The following is a 23,372-nucleotide window of genomic DNA, read 5'->3' as shown; positions in this document are numbered from 1 at the left end:
CTGTGAAGACTAACCCTATCGAATCCTTATCTGCTGGTGCTCAAACTTTTTGGGCCAAGACAGGGCAGGAAGAATCACCCGCAACAGGAATGAGCCTAGCCCAGCATATGCTGGATAGTTCCCAGGTGGCCCACTATCTGTGGGAGAACTGGCTATCCGACGGCAGCAAACAGTGGATTCAAAAAAGCCTGAACCTTGAAGAAGCTGAAGCCCAAGCCCTTGTTTCCTGGTTGGTGGGAACCCACGATATTGGTAAAGCTAGCCCAGAATTCGCTGGGCAGCTAGATGCGCGTCAAAATATTGACCTTCTGGTTTACCGCCAAAGGATTGAGGACGCTGGGTATGACTTTATGCTAGACCTCACCAAGGTAACAGACCGTTGCCCTCACTCCCGCTACAGCTATAGCATTATCAGGCACTGGCTGGCACAGAAGTACCCTGCTGTTTCTGAAACAAGCGTCAACAGTCTGGCCCAGGTGAGCGGCTCCCATCACGGCAAACCTGCGGCCGCCTACGCTGAGGGCAGGGACACCGAGCTTGTTCAACGCGTCCTGCAAGACACAAAATTTAAGAACTGGCTAGAAGCCTGGGACGAGTTGCTCAGCTTCATCGAAAGAACCACGGAGGCAGGCCACGCTATCCTAAAAGCCTTAGAAAACGGCGGCTTGAAACCTGACCTCCAATTCTTCATTACCGGGCTAACCATCATGTGCGACTGGATAGCTTCCAACCCCGACTACTTCCCCTACGGGCAGGTTACCCACCAGGAAACCCGACCCCAAGAGGCCTTTGAAAAGCTAAACCTTAGCCAGCCCTGGCAACCTGAAGACCTCAGCGCTTTGAGCCCAGAAGAAATCTATTCCAGCAGATTCTCCCTCCCACCAGGTGCTACCCTGCGTCCCATGCAAAAGGTCGTAGTGGAGGCCGCCCGCTCCCTCCAAAGCACCGGGCTTATGTGCATTGAAGCCCCCATGGGCCAGGGAAAAACAGAAGCAGGCCTGGTTGCCGCAGAGATCCTAGCTCACACCACCGGCAAAAACGGCCTGATGTTTGCCGCACCCACCCAAGCCACCGCGGATGCCCTCTTTGACCGTGTCGCGGACTGGGGGCGAAAAGCCGCCCACGGTAACGAGACAATCTCCATGTTCCTTGGGCATTCAAAAAGCAATCTCAACGAAAATTTTAGTCGTATGCGGTTTGCAGGTATCCACGCTGATGAGGGGCGTAAAGGCCACCAGGAAGAGGCTCGGGTTATTGCGCATCAGTGGTTTTCCCGCAAGAAAGGAGTGCTCTCTAATTTTGTAGTGGGCACTGTAGACCAGGTACTGATGATGGCGCTCGCCAGCAAACATGTGATGCTGCGGCACTTGGGGTTGGGCGAGAAAGTGTTGGTTATCGACGAGGTTCACGCCTACGACGCCTACATGAATGTTTATCTTGAAAATGCCTTGGAATGGTTGGGCAGGATGCAGGCCCCCGTGATTCTGATGTCTGCTACCTTGCCAGGGGTAGCTAGGCAGAAGCTGATGCAGGCTTACGCTCGGGGGCTGGGTTTCCGTAAGTCTAAGCCAGGTGTGGTGCCTGCTAGGAGAAGTAGGCGCGGGGGAGCTGCTAAAGTCTCTCAGCCTGTTGTGGAGAGCGTGGATCTTTCCTACCCCGTGATTCATACAGTCTCCATTGAAAACGCGGGTGAACCCAGGAAGTGGGAGATCGAACAGCCTAAGGAACAACAGGAATTTTCACTCAGGCTCATTGATGATTCCTTTGCTGAGCTAGATAGTGTGCTTGCGCCCCTCGAAAATAATGGGGGATGTGCCGCCATTATCTGTAATACGGTGAGCCGGGCCCAGGAAGTCTATGAACACTTGCAGGGGATCTTTGCTCCGCATGAGCTGATGCTGGTACATTCTCGTTTCATTGCGCGCGACCGCGTCAAAAATGAGAAGGTGCTTGTTGAAGCTTTGGGCAAAAAGAGCCGTGCTGGAGCCGGGCGTCCCGAGCGTTTTGTGGTCGTGGGGACGCAAGTCATTGAGCAGTCTCTAGACATTGACTTTGACGTGATGATTACGGACCACGCCCCGGTAGACCTTGTACTACAGCGTATGGGGCGTTTGCACCGTCATGACAGGGCAGGGGAGAGGGCACCCCACCATCTTGACCCGGTGTGCTACGTGCGCGGTGTCCAAGAACTTGGAACTGAAAATGCCGCCCCTGTCTTTACTGAATCTGCTGAAAAAATTTATGACAGGTCGATTCTGCTATCAAGCTATGCCCAGCTGATGCCTCATTTTGAGGGTAAGAAACTTCAGATTCCTGCTGATATAAGCGCACTGGTGCAGGGCGCTTACTCTGCTCAGGCATCTGTTCCTGAGGGCTGGGCTGAAACCTACGCGGAGGCCGTCCAGGAATGGAAGAGCAAGGAAGCAGAGAGCCGGAGAAAAGCAGGCGCGTACTCTATGCGCCCTGGCTCAGGCATCGACTATTTGTGTGATTTCTTTGGTGAAAAGGGTGTAATGGGCGATGCCGATGAGCTGAAATCTCAGGCTAAAGTGCGTGATACGGACGATACCTTGGAAGTGCTGGTGGTGCAGTCGGACGATGGTGGCCAGACCTACCGGCCACTGGGTGATGAATACGTGGATCTAATGTTTGAGGCTGACGCTTTAGAGAAACCTGATTGGAAACTGGCGAACGTGCTCGCAGGGTCTTCTATCCGTTTGCCCTACCAGTTTGCGGATAAGGGGTGGGCACCTAACAAGAATCCTTTTGACCTGGCCCTTAAGGCTTTAGAAACGAATCAATTTTCTGCCTGGCAACAGCATCACCTACTGAAAGGGGAGCTGGTGCTTCTGCTAGATACCAATATGGAATGTTCCTTAGCCGGGTACAGGTTGCGCTATTCGCAGGAACTGGGCTTGGAAGTTCTTCGGGAAGCAGATTCGGGTATGATTATCGAGGGCTAGCCGGCTAAAAGTAAAGTAAATTTCCTTGTTGTCTCGGTGTTCTACCATGTCAGCAAGTGTGCTCCCCGCGTAGACGGGGATGAGCCGGAAACCACCATCACCTTCTACAAGGTTAATAAGTGCTCCCCGCGTAGACGGGGATGAGCCGGGCGATAAGGTCACCCGAGGCCAAGAAATCGGGTGCTCCCCGCGTAGACGGGGATGAGCCCGCAACACCCAATGGAGCAAACACACCTCAATCGTGCTCCCCGCGTAGACGGGGATGAGCCGGGTGAGCTACAGGCTCAGGTGGCTGATGCTTTGTGCTCCCCGCGTAGACGGGGATGAGCCGATTCGGATAAGGCGCATCAGAATGGGAATTCTGTGCTCCCCGCGTAGACGGGGATGAGCCGGAGCCGAGACCCCCACACGTCCGACCTTCGGGGTGCTCCCCGCGTAGACGGGGATGAGCCGCTGTAGAACCCTGTTGTCGCTATAACCTGCTAGTGCTCCCCGCGTAGACGGGGATGAGCCGGATATGGCCTGGACAGCGCCGGGAACCAACGAGTGCTCCCCGCGTAGACGGGGATGAGCCGAACCTAACGAGAAGTCCCCAGAGCGCAAGAACGTGCTCCCCGCGTAGACGGGGATGAGCCGAAGCTGGTCGCCCGTGACGCGATTGTGGACGGGTGCTCCCCGCGTAGACGGGGATGAGCCGTCCTTGATATAGCGGCGGTGGTGGTGCTGGTGGTGCTCCCCGCGTAGACGGGGATGAGCCGTCAGAGGCATGGCTACTCCAGAATGTCTTTGTGTGCTCCCCGCGTAGACGGGGATGAGCCGGGCAAGGGGTATCAGCAGGCCCCAACACAGCAGTGCTCCCCGCGTAGACGGGGATGAGCCGGGCTCGGACGGTGAGGGTTGCGATGCCTTCCCGTGCTCCCCGCGTAGACGGGGATGAGCCGATGATTGAGATGGGTGGGACTGTGGCAACTGTGTGCTCCCCGCGTAGACGGGGATGAGCCTGGAGGTGTACGGGGCTACCCTGGCCGGTAGGCGTGCTCCCCGCGTAGACGGGGATGAGCCTACCAGAGACCGCGGCGATAGGTGAGGGCAAGTGTGCTCCCCGCGTAGACGGGGATGAGCCCAGGGCGACACCAGCGGCGTTACGTGCCATAGGGTGCTCCCCGCGTAGACGGGGATGAGCCGAATGCGTGTTGAGCACGTCATGGCGCGTAGCGGTGCTCCCCGCGTAGACGGGGATGAGCCGAGCTAATCCAGCTGATGCCGGATTTTTTGAAGGTGCTCCCCGCGTAGACGGGGATGAGCCGTGCCGCCCTGGTGCTGGGCGATGCCTATGAGGGTGCTCCCCGCGTAGACGGGGATGAGCCCATTTCCACTTCTATTGTGGATGGCGTGTATCCGTGCTCCCCGCGTAGACGGGGATGAGCCGAATATCCCCTCGCTTGACGACTGTTCCGGGAGGTGCTCCCCGCGTAGACGGGGATGAGCCTGGATGGCGCGCAACCTAATGTTCGGTCATCGAGTGCTCCCCGCGTAGACGGGGATGAGCCGCCGTAGGTTCCAGCGCCGCCTTGGGCAAAAGAGTGCTCCCCGCGTAGACGGGGATGAGCCGGAGTGTAAGCCGTGATTATCCGTGAAGCTATCGTGCTCCCCGCGTAGACGGGGATGAGCCCGTCGTGCAGCAGCGTGCCGGGACCCAGTCAGTGTGCTCCCCGCGTAGACGGGGATGAGCCGGGTGCGCTGCAGGTTCGGACCGACCTTTTCCAGTGCTCCCCGCGTAGACGGGGATGAGCCGGCCAAGGCTGAGATTCAGTTACTTACCCAAGAGTGCTCCCCGCGTAGACGGGGATGAGCCGGTGGTAGTGCCAGCTACTGGGTCATGGGAGACGTGCTCCCCGCGTAGACGGGGATGAGCCTGGGAGCATAGGTCATAGAACCACCGGCAACCAGTGCTCCCCGCGTAGACGGGGATGAGCCGGTGGTGGCGATATGAGCCACAAAGGTAACCCTGTGCTCCCCGCGTAGACGGGGATGAGCCGCAGTCGGGGTATCTCCCAACCCCCTAAAATCCGTGCTCCCCGCGTAGACGGGGATGAGCCCGGTGACTTTCAGACCGCGCTCATCTTCTTCAGGTGCTCCCCGCGTAGACGGGGATGAGCCGACCCTTGCCAGCATGACCGATACCGAGGGCCGGTGCTCCCCGCGTAGACGGGGATGAGCCGTGGGTGGAAAAGGGCCGCGCCGGTACTGACCCGTGCTCCCCGCGTAGACGGGGATGAGCCCATTATCGACCCCGTAGGGTTCGAGTCCACCATGTGCTCCCCGCGTAGACGGGGATGAGCCCGCGGGTAAGGCATAATCCCCGATGTACCCCATGTGCTCCCCGCGTAGACGGGGATGAGCCGAGCACGGGTGCACCCTGATCGAGAAGCAGAACGTGCTCCCCGCGTAGACGGGGATGAGCCGTGTCATAGGCCCGTACCCAGGGCACAGCCGCGGTGCTCCCCGCGTAGACGGGGATGAGCCGGTGCCAGCTCTAGCGCTGCCCTACTAGGTGGAGTGCTCCCCGCGTAGACGGGGATGAGCCCTGCAAGCCACCGATGAAAACTGACTTGATCAGGTGCTCCCCGCGTAGACGGGGATGAGCCGTCTAGCCGGTCTGGCACAAGTCTTAGGTGGGCGTGCTCCCCGCGTAGACGGGGATGAGCCGTTCGAGCCCTGGAAAATTCTGGCTGGCCTGTGGTGCTCCCCGCGTAGACGGGGATGAGCCGCGTCACCGGCGACGAAGAAATCGCAGTTATCGGTGCTCCCCGCGTAGACGGGGATGAGCCGACTAAGGATGCCTTCGTTCACGATGATGCCATGTGCTCCCCGCGTAGACGGGGATGAGCCCGCGATTGGTCAGCTCGACCACAGGAACCCGGTGTGCTCCCCGCGTAGACGGGGATGAGCCGGGCGAGCTTGCCCTAGTAGGCACCGCCTATGAGTGCTCCCCGCGTAGACGGGGATGAGCCCGGGTATGAGATCCGTTGGACTGCCGAGCGCGGGTGCTCCCCGCGTAGACGGGGAGTCTACGGGCCTCAGGAAGTTTGGCTTCATGTGCTCCCCGCGTAGACGGGGATGAGCCGCCGCCCTATCCCACCACCAAGCCGAGGCACACGTGCTCCCCGCGTAGACGGGGATGAGCCGATTGAACCCTACATAGAGGGACAAGAACCAAGGTGCTCCCCGCGTAGACGGGGATGAGCCCGGCCTGCTCTATAAGGTGCAGCTCTCACCTGCGTGCTCCCCGCGTAGACGGGGATGAGCCTTATGCCAAGGCCCGCTACGGCCTCACCGGGCTGTGCTCCCCGCGTAGACGGGGATGAGCCTGGAAGCAAACATCGCGGCTGTCTCTGCTGCCTGTGCTCCCCGCGTAGACGGGGATGAGCCGAACCAGGCGCATAGTGAAAGCGCACTGATACGGTGCTCCCCGCGTAGACGGGGATGAGCCCATTATCGACCCCGTAGGGTTCGAGTCCACCATGTGCTCCCCGCGTAGACGGGGATGAGCCGGCGTCAGTGCATCGACCGCGGCGGCCATCTCTGTGCTCCCCGCGTAGACGGGGATGAGCCGGCGTCAGTGCATCGACCGCGGCGGCCATCTCTGTGCTCCCCGCGTAGACGGGGATGAGCCAAGTCGTCGAACTGCTCGATAGGCATGACCGCGGTGCTCCCCGCGTAGACGGGGATGAGCCGTGATGTGGTTGAGGGCGCGGCCTGTGAATTTGGTGCTCCCCGCGTAGACGGGGATGAGCCGGGGTACTCCACGCTGTATTGCTGGAACTTTGGGTGCTCCCCGCGTAGACGGGGATGAGCCGGAGCCCACCATGAACACCACCGCCAACACCCGCCACGCTCGCGGGGGGTGCTCCCCGCGTAGACGGGGATGAGCCGGGCGTGGATAATGCTCGCGGCGTGCTCTTTGGTGCTCCCCGCGTAGACGGGGATGAGCCGCTAGTGCCACTCTCGCCCAGTGGTGCGCGGGCGTGCTCCCCGCGTAGACGGGGATGAGCCGATTAGCGCCGGGTTAGAAGAGCTGAACATCACGTGCTCCCCGCGTAGACGGGGATGAGCCGGCGTCACTGACCTGTTGGCCTGTAGCGCGTGCGTGCTCCCCGCGTAGACGGGGATGAGCCGAGTGGGGAGTATTCGCGGAGGGTGTCGAGCATGTGCTCCCCGCGTAGACGGGGATGAGCCGAACTTCAGTGATTCCATTTCATGGTTGTAGAGGTGCTCCCCGCGTAGACGGGGATGAGCCCGCTAAGCGCCGGGCAGCCTACGTGAAACCACCGTGCTCCCCGCGTAGACGGGGATGAGCCGGCCCTGCTCATGGTGCCGGACGCGGTGAAAGAGTGCTCCCCGCGTAGACGGGGATGAGCCGTCAGCTGGGGTTTTGTTGCCTTCGTAGTAGTAGTGCTCCCCGCGTAGACGGGGATGAGCCGCCCACCGTCGCCGAGATCACCGCAGGCAAGGAGTGCTCCCCGCGTAGACGGGGATGAGCCGCTGTGAGCCCTCAACCAGCTCGACAAGCTCCAGTGCTCCCCGCGTAGACGGGGATGAGCCGAGAGCCGTCCTTACCCATTGACTGAGTGTAGGGTGCTCCCCGCGTAGACGGGGATGAGCCGGAAGTCGCCAAGGCTTCGAAGATAGCGCCAAGGTGCTCCCCGCGTAGACGGGGATGAGCCGATGTGGATGGATCATCAAGGCACAGAGCTACAGTGCTCCCCGCGTAGACGGGGATGAGCCGCATTATGGTGCGGCCTCTGTCCTCACAACTCGGTGCTCCCCGCGTAGACGGGGATGAGCCGGGGTGATAGCACCGTAAAAAACAGGCTGCTGGGTGCTCCCCGCGTAGACGGGGATGAGCCGTTGGATGGCCGCACCGTCTATTCCGAGATGAAGTGCTCCCCGCGTAGACGGGGATGAGCCAGAGGGCGGGGCATGGGCAAAAACCACGATTCTAGTGCTCCCCGCGTAGACGGGGATGAGCCGAAGGGGGTTCGCTGGCCCATTGCTGAGATAAAGTGCTCCCCGCGTAGACGGGGATGAGCCGAAGTACAGCGGAACCTGCCAGCGGCGCGGGTAGTGCTCCCCGCGTAGACGGGGATGAGCCGAAACCGGCCGTATCTGGCCCTCTGACCCCCTGGTGCTCCCCGCGTAGACGGGGATGAGCCCGCCACCACAGGGTGGACGCTCAGCTCGGAGATGTGCTCCCCGCGTAGACGGGGATGAGCCGGTTGTGCGCGGTCAGAGCACTGTGATTGACCCGTGCTCCCCGCGTAGACGGGGATGAGCCCACGGATATGAAGTGGGCCCTGGATTATGACTAGTGCTCCCCGCGTAGACGGGGATGAGCCCATGTAGGGCTGGAAGTCGAAGATGTCCTTGTTGTGCTCCCCGCGTAGACGGGGATGAGCTAGAACGTGAATCCTACCTTCGGCTTATCTCAAGAGTGCCACCCGCGCGGACTGGGAAAGCCAGTAAGCAGGCTGGTTAGCCTAGCGGGTGCGGGCAGGGGCAAAAAGCCCGTAGATTCCCAGTGCCCCCAGTGCTAGGAGGGCTATACCGAATGGAATGAAGGTAGGGGAGCTGTCGTAGCCTGCGATCATGAAGGTATCAGCAAGCCCCACGCCCATGTGCCAGCCCCACCCCAGAAAGAGAAGGAAGCAAGCGATAGCTACAGAAAGAGAACAGAAACCGATAGCGCGCTTGGTGCTGTAGGATGCCATGCCCCGCAACCACTCGTGCACGTTCGGCAGAGCAGCTAAAAGAAGCGCGACGAAAAAGCCCCACACAACCACGACAAGGAGGCTAAACTGGTTGGTCTCCTTCAGCAGGCTGTAAATCTCGCTGAGAGTGTAACCCGGGGCTGCAGCCAGCGGGTTCCACCAAAAGGCATGCAAACCGTAGTAGATAGCTAGCAACAACCCGAGCACACAAAAGGTAAGGGGCAGGCGGACGTCCGGGGTCGGCTTTCCCTGCAACGTGCTGGTTTTTGCTTCGGTGGCGGGCGAAGCGCGAAAAATCTCACTGATGCCTACGCCCAGCAAGGCGGCGGCGCCTGCAAGGAAGGAAAGCCCCGCCGCCCAATTGATGAGGGAAGCGAACTGAATTGAGACTGGGTGGGGGAGAGCTATCGCTCCTGAGATAGCCAGCGCAAACACCGCAGCGCTACCGATAAGGAGCCAGCGAAAGACTGCATTGAGTGTGTTTGCCACGGGCCTAGGTTGTGCCCGATGCAAGTGCTCAGGAGAAACCGTCATGCCCCTATTCTGGCACGAGAACGCAATATATTAACGGCACATTTTCCTTGCCAAAGCCGAAAAATCGCGCCCGAGGTGGGGCGGGCGTCCGCTCCCTGAAAGATGCAGACGAAACATTTGCTTACGAACCGTCTTCAAAATATGTGAACAACGTGATACGCGGTACACTAAAAAGCAGTGGCCTCGTGCCCACCGGCTCAACAGCGAGCATCACACACCCGTCGCGCAGACGCGACGGTGCCCACAGGCGCACGAGCCAATCGCAAGACAGTGTCGAGAGGAGTCCCACATATGAGCACTGTGGATAGCTTCGGTTCAAAGGGCGTACTTTCCGTCAACGGAACCGACTATGAAATTTTTCGTCTAAAGGCAGTAGAAGGCTCACAGAAGCTGCCTTACTCCCTGAAGGTTCTACTTGAAAACCTTCTGCGCACCGAAGACGGTGCCAACATCACCGAAGGCCACATCAAGGCACTCGCCAACTGGGATCCCTCAGCGGAACCCGACACCGAAATCCAGTTCACCCCCGCCCGCGTCATCATGCAGGACTTCACCGGCGTACCCTGTGTCGTTGACCTTGCCACCATGCGCGAGGCCGTGAAGGAACTGGGCGGCGACCCCTCCAAGATCAACCCCCTGGCACCTGCCGAACTGGTCATCGACCACTCCGTACAGATTGATACCTTCGGCACCGCCGACGCTATCACCCGCAACATGGACATCGAATACCAGCGCAACGGCGAACGCTACAAGTTCCTGCGCTGGGGCCAGACCGCTTTCGACGACTTCAAGGTCGTTCCCCCGGGCATGGGCATCGTGCACCAGGTCAACATCGAATACCTGGCCCGCACCATCATGGCCCGCGAAGTCGGCGGTGTACTGCGCGCCTACCCCGACACCGTCGTAGGTACCGACTCCCACACCACCATGGTCAACGGCCTGGGCGTACTCGGCTGGGGCGTTGGCGGTATCGAAGCTGAAGCAGCAATGCTCGGCCAGCCCGTCTCCATGCTGATCCCCCGCGTCGTCGGCTTCAAGCTCACCGGCTCCATCCCCTCCGGTGCCACCGCAACCGACGTCGTCCTTACCATCACCGAAATGCTGCGCGAACACGGCGTCGTCGGCAAGTTCGTTGAATTCTACGGTGAAGGCGTAGGCCAGGTGCCCCTGGCAAACCGTGCAACCATCGGTAACATGAGCCCCGAATTCGGCTCCACCGCCGCCATGTTCCCCATCGACGAGAAGACCCTTGAGTACCTGCGCCTGACCGGCCGCAGCGAAGAGCAGGTCGCCCTGGTCGAGGCCTACACCAAGGAACAGGGCCTCTGGCACGACCCCTCCGTCGACGTCGAATACTCCGAGTACCTGGAACTGGACCTCTCCACCGTGGTCCCCTCCATCGCAGGCCCCAAGCGCCCCCAGGACCGCATCCTGCTCTCAGAGTCCAAGAGCCAGTTCGAATCAGATATCAAGAACTACGCCAAGGACGGCGAAACCGACAAGTCAGCCCAGGTCTCCATGGCAGACGGTCGCGAGTTCGAGCTCAAGAACGGTGCAGTGTCTATCGCCTCGATTACCTCCTGCACCAATACCTCAAACCCCTCGGTCATGATGGCAGCAGGTGTGCTTGCCCGTAACGCCGCAGCCAAGGGTCTGACCGCCAAGCCCTGGGTTAAGACCTCCATCGCCCCCGGTTCAAAGGTCGTCACCGACTACTACGAGAAGGCAGGTCTGCTGCCTGACCTCGAGAAGCTCGGCTTCTACGTCGTCGGCTACGGTTGCGCCACCTGTATCGGTAACTCCGGCCCCCTGGAGCCCGAAATCTCAGAGGCAATCCAGAGCGAAGACCTCTCCGTCACCGCGGTTCTCTCGGGTAACCGTAACTTCGAAGGCCGTATCTCACCGGACGTCAAGATGAACTACCTGGCCTCCCCGCCGCTGGTCATCGCCTACGCCCTGGCCGGTACCATGGACTTCGATTTCGAGAAGGACGCCCTGGGCACCGACGCCGACGGCAACGAGGTCTACCTCAAGGACATCTGGCCCGATCCCGAAGAAGTACAGAAGATTATCGACGAATCAGTCGATACCGACATGTACACCAAGGAATACGGCACCATCTTCGACGGTGACGAGCGATGGCAGGCCCTGGAGACCCCCACCGGCTCCACCTTCGAGTGGGACGACAAGTCCACCTACGTGCGCAAGCCCCCGTACTTCGAGGGCATGACCATGGAAACCACCCCCGTTGAGGACATCAAGGGCGCCCGCGTGCTGCTCAAGCTGGGCGACTCGGTCACCACCGACCACATCTCACCGGCCGGTTCCTTCAAGTCAGACACCCCCGCAGGTAAGTACCTGATTGAAAACGGTGTTGAGCGCAAGGACTTCAACTCCTACGGCTCCCGCCGCGGCAACCACGAAGTTATGATTCGCGGTACCTTCGCCAACATCCGCATCAAGAACCAGCTTCTGGACGGCGTCGAAGGCGGCTTCACCCGTGACTTCACCAAGAACGGCGAACAGTCCACCGTCTACGACGCATCCATGAACTACCAGGCTGCCGGCATTCCGCTGGTTGTTCTGGGCGGTAAGGAATACGGTACCGGTTCATCCCGTGACTGGGCTGCTAAGGGCACCACCCTGCTGGGCGTCAAGGCAGTAATTGCTGAATCCTTCGAGCGTATCCACCGTTCAAACCTGATTGGTATGGGCGTTGTACCCCTGCAGTTCCCCGCCGGGGAATCCCACGAATCACTCGGCCTGACCGGTACCGAAACTTTCGATATCACCGGCCTGACCGAACTGAACGAGGGCACCACCCCCAAGACCCTCAAGGTCACCGCCACCGCTGAAGACGGCAAGGTCACCGAGTTCGACGCTGTAGTTCGCATCGACACCCCCGGTGAAGCCGACTACTACCGCAACGGCGGCATCCTGCAGTACGTTCTGCGTAACCTGGTCCGCGGCTCCTAAATTCTAGAGCGCTAACAGGTTCACGGTCTGTGGCCCCCACTTTTCAGTGGGGGCCACAGACCTTTTTGTTTGTTTTCTATAAAGTTGGGACCAGATAACTGTTCGAAGTATCGGTAGGCATTGAGGATTTGGGGAGGAATCTGATCCCTTATGTGTGGCGGTGGGGACGGGGACAGCGACGGCGGTGGCTAGGTGAGCGGCTGCGTGGAGTCCCAGACCTGCCGCCACTCATCCGCTAGAGAATCAATATTTTCGTGGGCATTCAAACCGCTAGGCTGAGGCACGACCCAGAGCTGGCTCGCCGGGTTCCACCCCTCAATCTGGGAGGTGTCTTGTCGCCCCAGCTGAGCCTTCCTATCGCCGAAGGCTGTCCGATAGGCTGTGATGCCCGCAATCGCCACAGCCTGCGGTCTATAGGCGTGGGTGAGGGCAACCAGTCGGGGGAGGGCGTCCTTCAGCTCCTGGGCTGTGAGCTCGTCAGCCCGTGCAGTTGCCCGGTCAACCAGGTTGGTTATGCCGATACCTAAGCTGGCTAACTGTTCCTCAACCTCGTCGCTCAAGCCGCGTGAAGCGTCCACCCTGGGAGTGACGATGCCTGCCCTATCAAGCGATGGCCAGAAGCGGTTACCGGGAAAAGCGAAGGGGGCGTTGACGGCGGATGTCCACAGCCCGGGATTGATGCCCACAATCAGCAGACGGAGGGGAGTACCAGCCGCAGGCAATCGGTCATCAAGGGTGCCGTTGACGAAGTCTTGAAGCTGCTCCCGAGTGGGGCGCTGGTCGCCCAGCGGGGAGGGATGAAGAGTGCTCATGACCCCACCCTACACGCAGAAGTGCCCCGCACAGCCTAGGGCGGTGCGGGCACTTGATGCTAGAGCGTAGAGACGGTTACTTGGCGTCCTGAACCGGGATAGCGCCGGTTTTCACGTCGTAGTAGTTCTCCCAGAAGTCGGCGTTCTTAATGCCGAGAGCACGCGGATCAAAGATCGGGTCAATTCCCTGCTTGTGCTGCTGCTCGTAGTCGCGCAGAACTTGCAGGGCGGGCTTCTGGATGACCAGAATACCTACGATGTTCAGCCAAGCCATGAGGCCTACGCCGATATCGCCTAGCGCCCACGCTGAACCAGAGGTGCTGACGCAGCCCAGAACGGTAGCAACAAGGATGAGGAGCTGTAGAAGACGGAGCAGGACTTCTGAAACTGCCTTGTTCTGCAGGTTACGGGTTAGGTAGCGCAGGTTGGTTTCTGCCATGTAGTAGTAGGCAACAATTGTGGTAAAGGCGAAGAAAGCGAGGGAGATAGCGATGAAGATAGGGCCAGCGCCGGGGATGAAGGTGTCGAACGCTGCCTGTGCGAAAGCGGGACCTACGGTTGCGTTTTCAGCCAGGTTGCCGGGACCTTCTGCAAGGACGGGGGTGGTTGCTGCGCCGCCTTCGTAGACTCGGTACATGCCGGTTGAAAGAATCAGGAAGGCAGTTGCTGAGCAGACGAAGAGGGTGTCAATGTAGACGGCCATAGCCTGGACGAAGCCCTGGGATGCGGGGTGCTTGACCTCAGCAGCTGCAGCGGCGTGGGGGCCTGTGCCCTGGCCTGCTTCGTTGGAGTAGATGCCTCGTTTGACACCCCATTCAACGGCGGTACCTACAATGGCGCCGAAGGTTGCGTGCAGACCGAAAGCAGAGCTGAAGATGAGGTTGATGACTTCACCCAGCATGCCGATATTGATGAAGGAAACGATTATGGCGAGCACAATGTAAATAATGGCCATGACGGGAACGACAATCGAAGCAAATACTGCGATACGCTTTACGCCGCCCACAACGATAAAGGCAAGAAGAATGGTGATACCGGTTGCGGTCATCCAGGGGTGGACTGCGGGGAAAGCGCCTTCCATGGAGGTTGCAATGCCGTTAGCCTGAACGCCGGGCAGGAAGAAACCACAAGCTAGAACAGTAGCGAAAGCGAAGAGGGAGGCATAGACCTTGAAAAGCCCCGAGTACTTGGTGTGCCGGTAGGCCTTTTCGAAGTAGTAGGCGGGGCCACCTCGGTACTCGCCGGTGACCTTATCGCGTTCTTTGTAGATCTGCCCTAGGGTCGATTCGATAAAAGAGGTGGAAGAACCCAAGAAGGCCACGGTCCACATCCAGAAGACAGCACCCGGGCCGCCGAAAGCAATAGCTGTTGCGACACCAGCGATGTTACCTGTACCTACACGCCCTGCAAGTGACATAGCGAGGGCCTGGAAAGAAGATACGCCGTCCTGGGATGATTCTCCCTTGAACGTTGCACGGAGCATGGCGGGAATCTGGCGAATCTGGAGGAGCCGGGTCCTGATGGTGAAGTAGACGCCTACGGCGAGGCAGAGATATACCAGCACCGGAGACCAAATGATCTCGTTCAGCCAGGTGATGAATGCGGTCATGATGTGTACAAATCCGTTCGTGCAGGGTCAGCCGGTGGCTAACTGCGTAATGATTCCACCCAAATATGACTAATCACTGTGTGCTGTTGCACATTTCTGGGTGTTGAATAAAGATACTAATATGCCTGTTGGTGTGTTGGGGTGCAATGACGCGGCCTGTAACCCACCTGAAACGAAAACGGTACTTTTGCTCTCACAGCGTGAATCGCTAAACGACCACCGAGCGGGTAAAGTTACTTAATTGCAACACACTAGACTTTTGACCGGTGACCGCCGCCCACAGCTACAAGGACGATGGGGCGCAGCTAGCCGGTGAACGGGGGAGTAATCGTGGGACTACTAGAAACTACTGGTGAGCCGAGCGACCTGAACGCTCTGAGCTCCGAGCAGCTTACCGAGCTTGCCCAAGAGATTCGTGAGTTCCTCGTTAACAATGTCTCGCGGACCGGCGGGCACCTGGGCCCCAACCTGGGCGTTGTTGAACTGACCCTGGGCATCCACCGGGTCTTCAATTCCCCCCAAGATTCCATCGTCTTTGATACCGGCCACCAGTCCTACGTTCATAAGCTGGTGACCGGCCGCCAGAATTTTGAAACCCTGCGCCAGAAGGGCGGCATTGCAGGCTACCCTGAGCGCGCAGAATCTGACCACGACATCGTTGAGTCCTCGCACGCGTCCTCGTCTCTTTCCTGGGCAGACGGCATCTCCCGCGCCTACCAGCTCACCGGGCAGGGCGACCGCTACACCGTAGCCGTCATCGGTGACGGTGCGCTTACCGGCGGTATGGCCTGGGAAGCGGTCAACAACATCGCAGCGGATAAAAACCGCAAGGTCGTCATCGTCGTCAACGACAACGGCCGCTCCTACGCCCCCACCGTCGGCGGTTTTGCCAACCATCTGGCTGCCCTGCAGCACGAACTACAGAACCATCTCGATAAGGTGCGCCTAGATTCCCGTTACGAGCGTACCCTGGCCGCTGCCCGCACAAAGCTCCAAAAGGGCGGCTCGGTAGGCCAGATGATTTACCGCGGCCTGCACGGCATGAAGGCTGGTATCAAGGACGTCATGGTACCCGGCGGTATCTTCGAAGACCTCGGCATGAAGTACGTGGGCCCCATCGACGGGCACAACCTCGAAGCCGTAGAAACCGCCCTGGAATCCGCTAAAAACTTTGGCGGGCCCGTCATCGTGCACGCCATCACCGAAAAGGGCCACGGCTACGCGCCGGCCGTCAGCGACAAGGACGACATGTTCCACGCCGTCGGCGTCATCGACCCCGATACCGGCGAGGCCCTGGCGAAGTCGTCCGGAAAATCCTGGACCAGCGTCTTTGCCCAAGAAATCAAAGACATCGCCGACGAGCGCGACGACATCGTCGGCGTCACCGGCGCCATGCTCATTCCTGTTGGCCTTAAACCTATGGCTGTCGCCCATCCCGGCCGCGTGATTGACGTGGGAATCGCTGAACAGCACGCCATTGCCATGAGCGCGGGCCTTGCCTACGGCGGTCAGCACCCTGTAATCGCCCTGTACGCTACCTTCCTCAACCGAGGTTTTGACCAGCTTCTGATGGACGTTGCCCTGCACAAGGCCGGCGTAACCATCGTGCTGGACCGATCCGGCGTCACCGGCCCCGACGGAGCCTCCCACCACGGCATGTGGGACCTTGCCCTGCTACAGTTCATCCCCGGCCTGCACTTAGCTGCCCCCCGCGATGCCGTGACCCTGCGTGAAGAACTCCGTGAAGCCGTCGCCATCGAGGACGCCCCCACCGTGGTGCGCTACCCCAAGGGCTCAGTGGGCGCCGACATCCCCGCACTTGAGCGTCTTGCAGACGGCACGGACGTCCTCGCCCGCTACGGCGAACCCAACCCCGAAAGCGGCCAGCGCGACGTGCTCCTCATCGGAGTCGGTGCCTTTGCCCGTCTCGCCCTTGACACCGCAGACCTGCTCGCCGAACAGGGCGTGAGCGTAACCGTCATCGATCCCCGCTGGGTCATGCCCGTACCCGCCAGCGTAGTAACCCTCGCCGGCGAACACCGCATCGTCGTTTCCATGGAGGACGGCGTGCGGGCAGGCGGCGTAGGCTCCCGCATCCGCCAAGAAATGCGAGCAGCCGGAATCGACACCGCCCTCAACGAACTCGGCCTGCCCGCCGAATTCATCAAGCACGCCGAACGCGGCGAAATCCTCGAAGAAGTCGGGCTTACCCCCCAGAAAATTAGCGCCGATATTCTCGCGCAGCTCGCCGGGAACATGGTGCCCTTCGCCCGCACCGAAGGGGAGAAGCCCAAGCACACTAGTTAGGCGACAATTAAGAGGCCGTAAGGCGTGCTTAGAACAGGCTGCACGGGCTCACGCTCGCTGTGAGCCCGTGCATCCGTCCGTCATGGCTAGCTTAGGAAACCCAGATCCTTCCGTCCTTGACCTCCACCGTGAACTCGGGCAGGGCGGTTTCTGCTGGGCCGCCTTGAACCGAGCCGTCCTCCAGTGAGAATACTGAGGCGTGGCAGGGGCAGGTCAAGGTTTTTTCTTTCTGCGCGTTCAGCTGGCAGCCCTGGTGGGTGCACACCGAAGAGAACGCGTGGAAGGTGCCCTCGGTCGGCTGGGTAATCATTACGGTTACCCCGTCGTTGTTGGCCTGGATGACGCCGCCTACGGGGACGTCCTCAACCGCGGCCATGTCGGTGGCCTGCGCCGGGCGGCCGTCGTTGGCGGTCAGGCTCTCAGACTCATCAGAAGAACCGCAGGCAGTCAGCAGCGCGGCACCGGCGCCCAGACCCGCAGTGCCCGCTACCGCCTGGCGGCGGGTGAGCCCGCGCCCACCGGCCTCGGCCTGCTCAGCGGGGGCGGGGGCGTCCTTATTTTCCTTCTGACAACCACAGGTAGTGCACATAGTTGAACCTTACTTTGTAGATGAATGTCTAACTCTAACCCGGGCAAAAATATCAGCCAGGTCAGGGGCTATAAGTTCAATCTGCCACTGGCGTGCCCCAAGTTCAAGCAGGGCTACCCTAAGTTCCTCAACGGACGACCCGGCAGGCGGGTCCCAGCACAGGCGGCGCAGCACATCGGGGGCAAGGACGTTCTCCTGCGGCATGTTCAGGCGCTCGCCCACAGCGAGCACCGCAGGCTTTGCCTCAGCAATGAGTAAGGCGGATTCAGGACGCTTGACCTCCCATGCCTTCAGCGGCGGGGGGCCGGACGCCGGGGTCGTGAAGGGGACGGGCTCCGCCTCCTTCTTCGCCTCTGCCAGGGCCTTCAGCCAGCGCGGAGCCTCCCGCTTGAGAGCGCGGGTTTGAAAGCCGGGAATCTGCAAAATAGCCGGGACGGTGCGCGGCATCAGCCGAGCGGCAGTAATCAAGGACGCGTCGGGCAGCAGGCGCTTGGGGGCAACGTCCTTCTTCTGCGCCAGGTGTTCACGCTCGTACCAGAGGTTGCGCAGGGCGGTGAGCTGGCGGCGGGTCCTCAAATCACGAATGCCCTTAGTCTTGCGCCAGGGGTCGGGCTTCTCTTCACGCTCAGGGTGCTCACACACGTAGCGGAACTCCTCAAGCGCGTAGGCCAGCTTACCCTGGGCCCGCAGCTCATCTTCCACCGCATCGCGCAGATCAAGCAGAATATCAACGTCCAAAGCGGCATAGTTCAGCCAGGCGGCGGGGAGAGGACGGTGGGACCAGTCCACGGCAGAGTGCTCCTTGGCCAGCTTGTAGCCCAACAGGTTCTCTACCATGTACCCCAGCCCGACGCGCTCAAACCCGGCCAGGCGTCCGCCCAGCTCGGTATCAAAGAGGGCATCGGGGTACATGCCAATCTCCGCCAAACACGGCAAATCCTGGGTTGCGGCGTGCAAGACCCACTCAGCCCCGGCCAGGGCATCGTTAATCAGGGTGAGATCATCGAAACTCTCGGGGTCAATCAGAATCACCCCAGAATTACCGCGCTTGAGCTGTACCAAAAAAGCTCGCTGACCATAGCGAATGCCAGAAGCTCGCTCGGTATCAACAGCAACCGGGCCGCTCTCGGCCGCCAAAATATCGGCAACGCGGTGCAGGCCGCGCTCTGTGTTGATGACGCTCGGCGTGCCTCCCTCAGGCTCGTCGAGATACACCACCTCGGGGATACTAATCCCCTCAGGCAAATCAAACTGAGAACCTGTTCCCCCTACAGGTTGCGCCACCATAAAACTCCCTCCCGGTGGAAAACTACCTCCCTATTATGCCAGCTTTACCCCGCTGGCCGGGGCTAGTGCACTCTAACCTTCGACCGGCTTCTCGTGCAGCGTCAGGCTAATAGAGTTGATACAGTAGCGCAGGTCGGTGGGGGTATCGTAGCCCTCACCCTCAAATACGTGGCCCAGGTGGGAGTCGCAGGCGGCACAGCGTACCTCAACGCGCACCATACCTAAAGAGCGGTCCTCGATGTAGCGCACCCGGTCAGCAGCGAGCGGCTCAAAGAAAGAGGGCCAGCCGCAGTGGCTCTCAAACTTCTCGGTCGACCGAAACAACTCGGTGCCGCAGGCCCTACAGGCGTAGACACCCTCGGTGGTGGTGTCCCAATACTCACCGGTAAAAGCCCGCTCCGTACCGCCTTGGCGCAGCACCGCGTACTCATCGGGGTTCAGAACTTCCTTCCAGTTCTTGGCAATGGCACCAAGGCCGGGCAGAGAATCACTCATAGCTTGCTCGCTTTCATCAGGGCGGTATCTGTGCACCAGTATAAGCAGGCGCAGGGGGCTCTTATTCCCGTAAACTGGACATTATGGCTACTGAGCACGCACACCCCACACCCGCCCGCACCCTCACCCTAGCTACCGTAGCGGGGGTTGCCGGGGCCGCAGGAGCGACCCTGGCCTGCGCCGCTGCCCTGGGCACCGCAGGAATCGCTACCCACTTCGCCCGCAAAATCGTGGTTCCCCCCAAGGCGCCGGTTGAGGACGTCCGCGTACACTCCCTGGGATACAGCAGCGCCGACATCGCCGAGGGGCAGCAGCCTACCAGCATCCGTATAGACGCCACCGAGCGCACCTTGGCCCCGGGCCACTACGGCTTTTACTTCTCGGGCGGGGCGGGCTTTGCCCTGCTGGGGGAGCTGACCTCCTACCTGCCGGGGGACAAGACCGTGGTGCGGAGCATCGAAAAAATTTACCGGGGCACAATGGCAGATATAAAGCGCGGACGCCTGACCGGGGTCGTTGCCACCGATCCCGCTATGGCTGGCTATCGGGCTGAAGATATTGAGCTGTCCCTGCCAGTAGGCCCCGCCCCTGCCTGGGTGGTACACCCCGGGGCGGCACTGGGCGAGCAAACAAGGTCAGCGCAAGCAAATGACGACCCCGGTTCCCCTGAACCGAGCGACACCTGGGCCATCATGGTGCACGGCATGGGCGCAACCCGCGCCGAAACCCTGCGCGCCCTCGACGCCACCCAGGCCCTGGGCCTCACCAGCCTGCACATGAGCTACCGCAACGACCGCGAAGCACCCGCCAGCGAAGACGGCCGCTACGGTCTGGGCTTCACCGAATGGCGGGACGTCGAAGTTGCCATCGACTACGCCCTGGCCCACGGCGCTCGCAGCGTGGTGCTCTTTGGGTGGTCTATGGGCGGGTCAATCTGTATGCAGACCGCCGACCTGGCCCGTAACCGCCGGGCTATTCAAGCCCTGGTGCTGGACGGCCCTGCCCTGGACTGGCTTGAGCTCATCCAGTACCACACGCACCTGAACAAGATTCCGCTGCGCATCGGTCAGCTGGGTGTACAGATGATTACCCATCCCGCCCTCAGCACCCTCACCGGGCTGAAAGAACCCATCAGCCTGCAACAGATTTCCTGGCCCCACCGGGCAGGCGACATTACCGTGCCTACCCTAATCATGCACTCGGTAGATGATACTTACGTGCCCTACCAGCCCTCACAGGCTCTGGCGGAGCTATCTCCTCTGGTGGACTTTGTGCCCTTCGAAAAGGCCCCCCACACCAGGGAATGGAACGTAGACCCGCAGCTCTGGTTCGACACCGTCACCGACTGGCTAAGCAGCCGCAATATCGGCGTAAGCCCCCTGCGTCAGCGCAACCAGGTCATCGGCAGCTAGCTCCACATCCAGGCCTCGGCGCCCACCCGATACCAAAATCGTGTCAAAAAGCTGGGCGGTTTCGTCCACCAGGGTAGGGTGAGCAGTCTTCTGCCCCAGGGGAGAAATACCGCCCACCACATACCCGGTGCGCTTCTCCGCCACATCGGGGGCAGCCATCTTCGCAGACTTCCAGCCCAGCGCAGCCGCAGCAGCCTTCACATTCAGCTTGCCACCCACCGGCACCACACAGACCGCAAAATCCTTCTCGTGGGTAATCATCAGGGTCTTAAAAACCTGCTCGGGGGAGCGGCCCAACTTTTCGGCAGCCTCCAGGCCAAAGTTGGTTTCACCGTCCACATGCTCATACTCGCGCACCTCAAAAGCGGTACCGGTCTGCTGCAACAGAGCCAAAGCAGCCGTAGCCGCCCCCTTCTTCTTCGCCTTCGCCACCGTTTCTCTTCCCTTTCACTCACGTCAATAGGTATGCACCTACCAGCCTAAAACGAGAAGCCGCCCACCGGCGTCCGCCCAGAGCCTGACCAGCAAATCTGTGAACAAGCCAACCGGCTTAGAGTCAGCCCCGCACTAACCCCACCGCAACATTGGGCAACCTGCCCACCAGCTACTAGACTGTGGGTGTACGAATCACCAGCGCACCGTCGCGCCAAAGGGAAAGACCACACGTGGCAACCTACACCCACCTCACCGACCGCACCCCCCACGTCTCAGCCGACGAACTCCTCTCAGGGTTCAGGCCCTCAGAACGCTTCGGTGAAGTGTCTTTCAATACCTACCGCCCCGACCCCGCCCAGCCCTCCCAGCAGGCAGCAGTCGACGCCCTGCGCGCCTTCGGCGAAACCATCAACCGCGGCGGATCAACCAGCGGGGGCGGCTTCTTCGGCAAACTCTTCGGCGGCGGCAAAAAGAAGGACGAGACCAAGGCCGGCCTCTATCTCGACGGCGGCTTCGGCGTGGGTAAAACCCACCTGCTCGCCTCCCTCTGGCACATGGTCGAAGGCCCCAAAGCCTTCGGCACCTTCGTCGAATACACCAACCTGGTTGGCGCCCTGACCTTCCGCAAAACCGTCGAAGCCCTCTCACACTACAAGCTGGTCTGCATCGACGAATTCGAACTCGACGACCCCGGTGACACCGTGCTCATGTCCCGCCTGATGCGCGAACTCGCCGAAGCAGGCGTCAAACTCGTCGCCACCTCCAACACCCTGCCCGGCGCCCTCGGCGAAGGCCGCTTCGCAGCAGCCGACTTCAAACGCGAAATCCAGGTACTCGCCGACCAGTTCGACGTGCTGCGCGTCGACGGCGAAGACTTCCGTCACCGCGGCCTACCCGCCGCCCCCGCACCCGTCGCAGATGCTGATTTCGATTCCCTGGTCGATAGTCGTTTCGGTGGGCTCGGAACCGTCGCCATCGACGACTTTGAAGCCCTCATCGACCACCTCTCCCGTGTGCACCCCTCCCGCTACCGCCAATTCATCGACGGCCTCGACGCCATCGCCTGGCGCAACGTCACCACCATCACCCAACAAGCCGTCGCCCTGCGCTTCGTCGTCCTCGCCGACCGCCTCTACGACAAAGACCTCCCCATCATCGCCTCCGGCGTACCCTTCGACCGGGTTTTCACCGAAGAAATGATGACCGGCGGATACCAGAAAAAGTACTTCCGTGCGGTTTCACGCCTCACCGCTCTAGCGCGTGAAGGTATGTTGGACGATAAGACGGCGTGAAACCACTCCGTTCGCTCTTGTGTGCTCGCGCGCTCGCACCCGCTCACTCCGTCTCGCCTCACCGCTCTAGCGCGTGAAGGTATGTTGGACGATAAGGCTTAGCCGGGGAAACCCAGCTCAGCCCAGCGGTCGCGCGTCAGCTCAGCTGCGCGCATATCAAGCAGGGGAGCGGAACCGTCCTCAAGCGGGCGGCCCGGCTCGCTTTTCACCAAAGTACGGAAATCGGTAAACCCAACCCTGCGAGCCACCCGCTCGGACGCCTCGTTATCAGAAAGCGCCTTCCAACTCAGCCGATCGAGACCCAGCCCCTGAGGGTCCAGGGCAAAGCCCACCACCATACCTAGAGCCTCGGTTAGAAACCCCTGACCGCGACTCCCCGGCGCCAACCAGTAGCCGACCTCAGCCGAAGAACCCGTGATGTTAAACAGGCTCACCACACCAGCAAAAACCCCGCTCGCATCAATACCCCACACCAGCTCATGCCCGCTCTCACTCGCCTGGTGGGCGTAGGCAACGAAATCACGGGCAGTCTCTTCCGTATAGTTCAGGGGTACGGATAGACAAAAGCGAATAATATCCGGGTCCTGGCAGGCTTGAGCCATCGCTTCTGCGTCAGCCTCGCGCAAGGGGCGCAAGGTAAAACGTTCGGTGAGAAGCTGGGGGTGCATGAAAACTCCACGATGAATAGAAGTGTTTTTTACAGTGTACGTGCCCAAAGATGTGGTGCAGGGCATAGAAGAAAAATTTTGAGCTGGGTGGGGCTGTGGTGGTAAGAACCGCGAAAATACGCGGTAAAAAAGGGTTTACATGAAGATGTGCTCCGATTTGGCAAGAGCTAGAAAAGAGTGTAAAGTATTTACTCGTTGGTTCGGTTCCCTAAGGAACTGAAA

13 protein-coding genes and 1 CRISPR repeat array are annotated in these 23,372 nt (G+C 60.4%); of the genes, 5 read left to right on the top strand and 8 right to left on the bottom strand.

All coding sequences use genetic code 11. The features are described from left to right. Positions 1–2 precede the first annotated feature (2 nt). Positions 3–2,963, top strand: a complete 2,961-nt coding sequence (gene cas3, locus HWU94_RS06900) for a CRISPR-associated helicase Cas3' (RefSeq protein WP_185173069.1) — start codon at positions 3–5, stop codon at positions 2,961–2,963. A gap of 58 nt (positions 2,964–3,021) precedes the next feature. Further along, positions 3,022–8,423: direct repeats of the CRISPR family, unit length 28 nt; unit sequence GTGCTCCCCGCGTAGACGGGGATGAGCC. 80 nt (positions 8,424–8,503) lie between these two features. On the opposite strand, the gene HWU94_RS06895 is transcribed toward cas3, so the two are convergent. After that, entirely contained in the window at positions 8,504–9,223 is a 720-nt protein-coding gene (locus tag HWU94_RS06895; protein WP_185173068.1) for a hypothetical protein, read from the bottom strand. Positions 9,224–9,559: 336 nt separating this feature from the next. On the opposite strand from HWU94_RS06895, the gene acnA reads away from it, so the two are divergent. After that, positions 9,560–12,244 (top strand): aconitate hydratase AcnA, encoded by a 2,685-nt coding sequence (gene acnA, locus HWU94_RS06890; protein ID WP_185173067.1) that lies wholly within the window; start codon positions 9,560–9,562, stop codon positions 12,242–12,244. 188 nt (positions 12,245–12,432) lie between these two features. Here the strand turns inward: acnA and HWU94_RS06885 are convergent, their stop codons facing one another. Beyond that, positions 12,433–13,056, bottom strand: coding sequence for a mismatch-specific DNA-glycosylase (locus HWU94_RS06885; RefSeq protein WP_185173066.1), 624 nt, complete (start codon positions 13,054–13,056; stop codon positions 12,433–12,435). Between the two features lie 76 nt (positions 13,057–13,132). Then, positions 13,133–14,665: a sodium:alanine symporter family protein gene (locus HWU94_RS06880; RefSeq protein WP_185173065.1), complete on the bottom strand. Its 1,533-nt coding sequence runs from the start codon at positions 14,663–14,665 to the stop codon at positions 13,133–13,135. Positions 14,666–14,995: 330 nt separating this feature from the next. Here HWU94_RS06880 and dxs point away from each other — a divergent pair, with 330 nt between their 5' ends. Further along, entirely contained in the window at positions 14,996–16,972 is a 1,977-nt protein-coding gene (gene dxs, locus HWU94_RS06875) for a 1-deoxy-D-xylulose-5-phosphate synthase (RefSeq protein WP_185173064.1), read from the top strand. A gap of 91 nt (positions 16,973–17,063) precedes the next feature. Here dxs and HWU94_RS06870 read toward each other — a convergent pair whose 3' ends face one another. The 3 genes from HWU94_RS06870 to msrB form a co-directional block, all read right to left on the bottom strand. Beyond that, the gene (locus tag HWU94_RS06870) at positions 17,064–17,561 is read right to left on the bottom strand and encodes a Rieske (2Fe-2S) protein (protein WP_185173063.1); all 498 of its coding nucleotides are present in this window, start codon (positions 17,559–17,561) and stop codon (positions 17,064–17,066) included. Between the two features lie 9 nt (positions 17,562–17,570). Further along, on the bottom strand, positions 17,571–18,848 hold the full coding sequence (locus tag HWU94_RS06865) for an HRDC domain-containing protein (RefSeq protein WP_185173062.1): 1,278 nt from the start codon (positions 18,846–18,848) through the stop codon (positions 17,571–17,573). 72 nt (positions 18,849–18,920) lie between these two features. Then, positions 18,921–19,343, bottom strand: coding sequence for a peptide-methionine (R)-S-oxide reductase MsrB (msrB, locus tag HWU94_RS06860; RefSeq protein ID WP_185173061.1), 423 nt, complete (start codon positions 19,341–19,343; stop codon positions 18,921–18,923). Positions 19,344–19,426: 83 nt separating this feature from the next. On the opposite strand from msrB, the gene HWU94_RS06855 reads away from it, so the two are divergent. Then, the gene (locus HWU94_RS06855) at positions 19,427–20,755 is read left to right on the top strand and encodes a S9 family peptidase (protein WP_185173060.1); all 1,329 of its coding nucleotides are present in this window, start codon (positions 19,427–19,429) and stop codon (positions 20,753–20,755) included. Here the strand turns inward: HWU94_RS06855 and ybaK are convergent. Further along, positions 20,693–21,187, bottom strand: a complete 495-nt coding sequence (gene ybaK, locus HWU94_RS06850; RefSeq protein ID WP_185173059.1) for a Cys-tRNA(Pro) deacylase — start codon at positions 21,185–21,187, stop codon at positions 20,693–20,695. The two genes, HWU94_RS06855 and ybaK, sit on opposite strands and share 63 nt — an antisense overlap. Positions 21,188–21,420: 233 nt before the next feature. On the opposite strand from ybaK, the gene zapE reads away from it, so the two are divergent. Next, positions 21,421–22,482: a cell division protein ZapE gene (gene zapE / locus HWU94_RS06845; protein WP_185173058.1), complete on the top strand. Its 1,062-nt coding sequence runs from the start codon at positions 21,421–21,423 to the stop codon at positions 22,480–22,482. A gap of 98 nt (positions 22,483–22,580) precedes the next feature. Here zapE and HWU94_RS06840 read toward each other — a convergent pair whose 3' ends face one another. Then, positions 22,581–23,150 carry a GNAT family N-acetyltransferase gene (locus HWU94_RS06840; protein ID WP_185173057.1) on the bottom strand — a complete coding sequence of 190 codons (570 nt, stop codon included), beginning with the start codon at positions 23,148–23,150 and terminating at the stop codon, positions 22,581–22,583. Positions 23,151–23,372 lie beyond the last annotated feature (222 nt).

The organism is Rothia nasimurium (assembly GCF_014217215.1).
Lineage (GTDB): Bacteria > Actinomycetota > Actinomycetes > Actinomycetales > Micrococcaceae > Rothia > Rothia avistercoris.
The sequence above is the reverse complement of the archived record's forward strand: the minus strand, read 5'-3'. Positions and strand labels throughout refer to the sequence as shown.

What these genes read in the sequence shown, in the direction of transcription:
- HWU94_RS06870 (WP_185173063.1), bottom strand. Translation starts at nt 17,561, where the DNA reads ATGTGCACTACCTGTGGTTGTCAGAAGGAAAATAAGGACGCCCCCGCC.
- msrB (WP_185173061.1), bottom strand. Translation starts at nt 19,343, where the DNA reads ATGAGTGATTCTCTGCCCGGCCTTGGTGCCATTGCCAAGAACTGGAAG.
- acnA (WP_185173067.1), top strand. Translation starts at nt 9,560, where the DNA reads ATGAGCACTGTGGATAGCTTCGGTTCAAAGGGCGTACTTTCCGTCAAC.
- HWU94_RS06885 (WP_185173066.1), bottom strand. Translation starts at nt 13,056, where the DNA reads ATGAGCACTCTTCATCCCTCCCCGCTGGGCGACCAGCGCCCCACTCGG.
- HWU94_RS06840 (WP_185173057.1), bottom strand. Translation starts at nt 23,150, where the DNA reads ATGCACCCCCAGCTTCTCACCGAACGTTTTACCTTGCGCCCCTTGCGC.
- HWU94_RS06880 (WP_185173065.1), bottom strand. Translation starts at nt 14,665, where the DNA reads ATGACCGCATTCATCACCTGGCTGAACGAGATCATTTGGTCTCCGGTG.
- HWU94_RS06865 (WP_185173062.1), bottom strand. Translation starts at nt 18,848, where the DNA reads ATGGTGGCGCAACCTGTAGGGGGAACAGGTTCTCAGTTTGATTTGCCT.
- HWU94_RS06855 (WP_185173060.1), top strand. Translation starts at nt 19,427, where the DNA reads ATGGCTACTGAGCACGCACACCCCACACCCGCCCGCACCCTCACCCTA.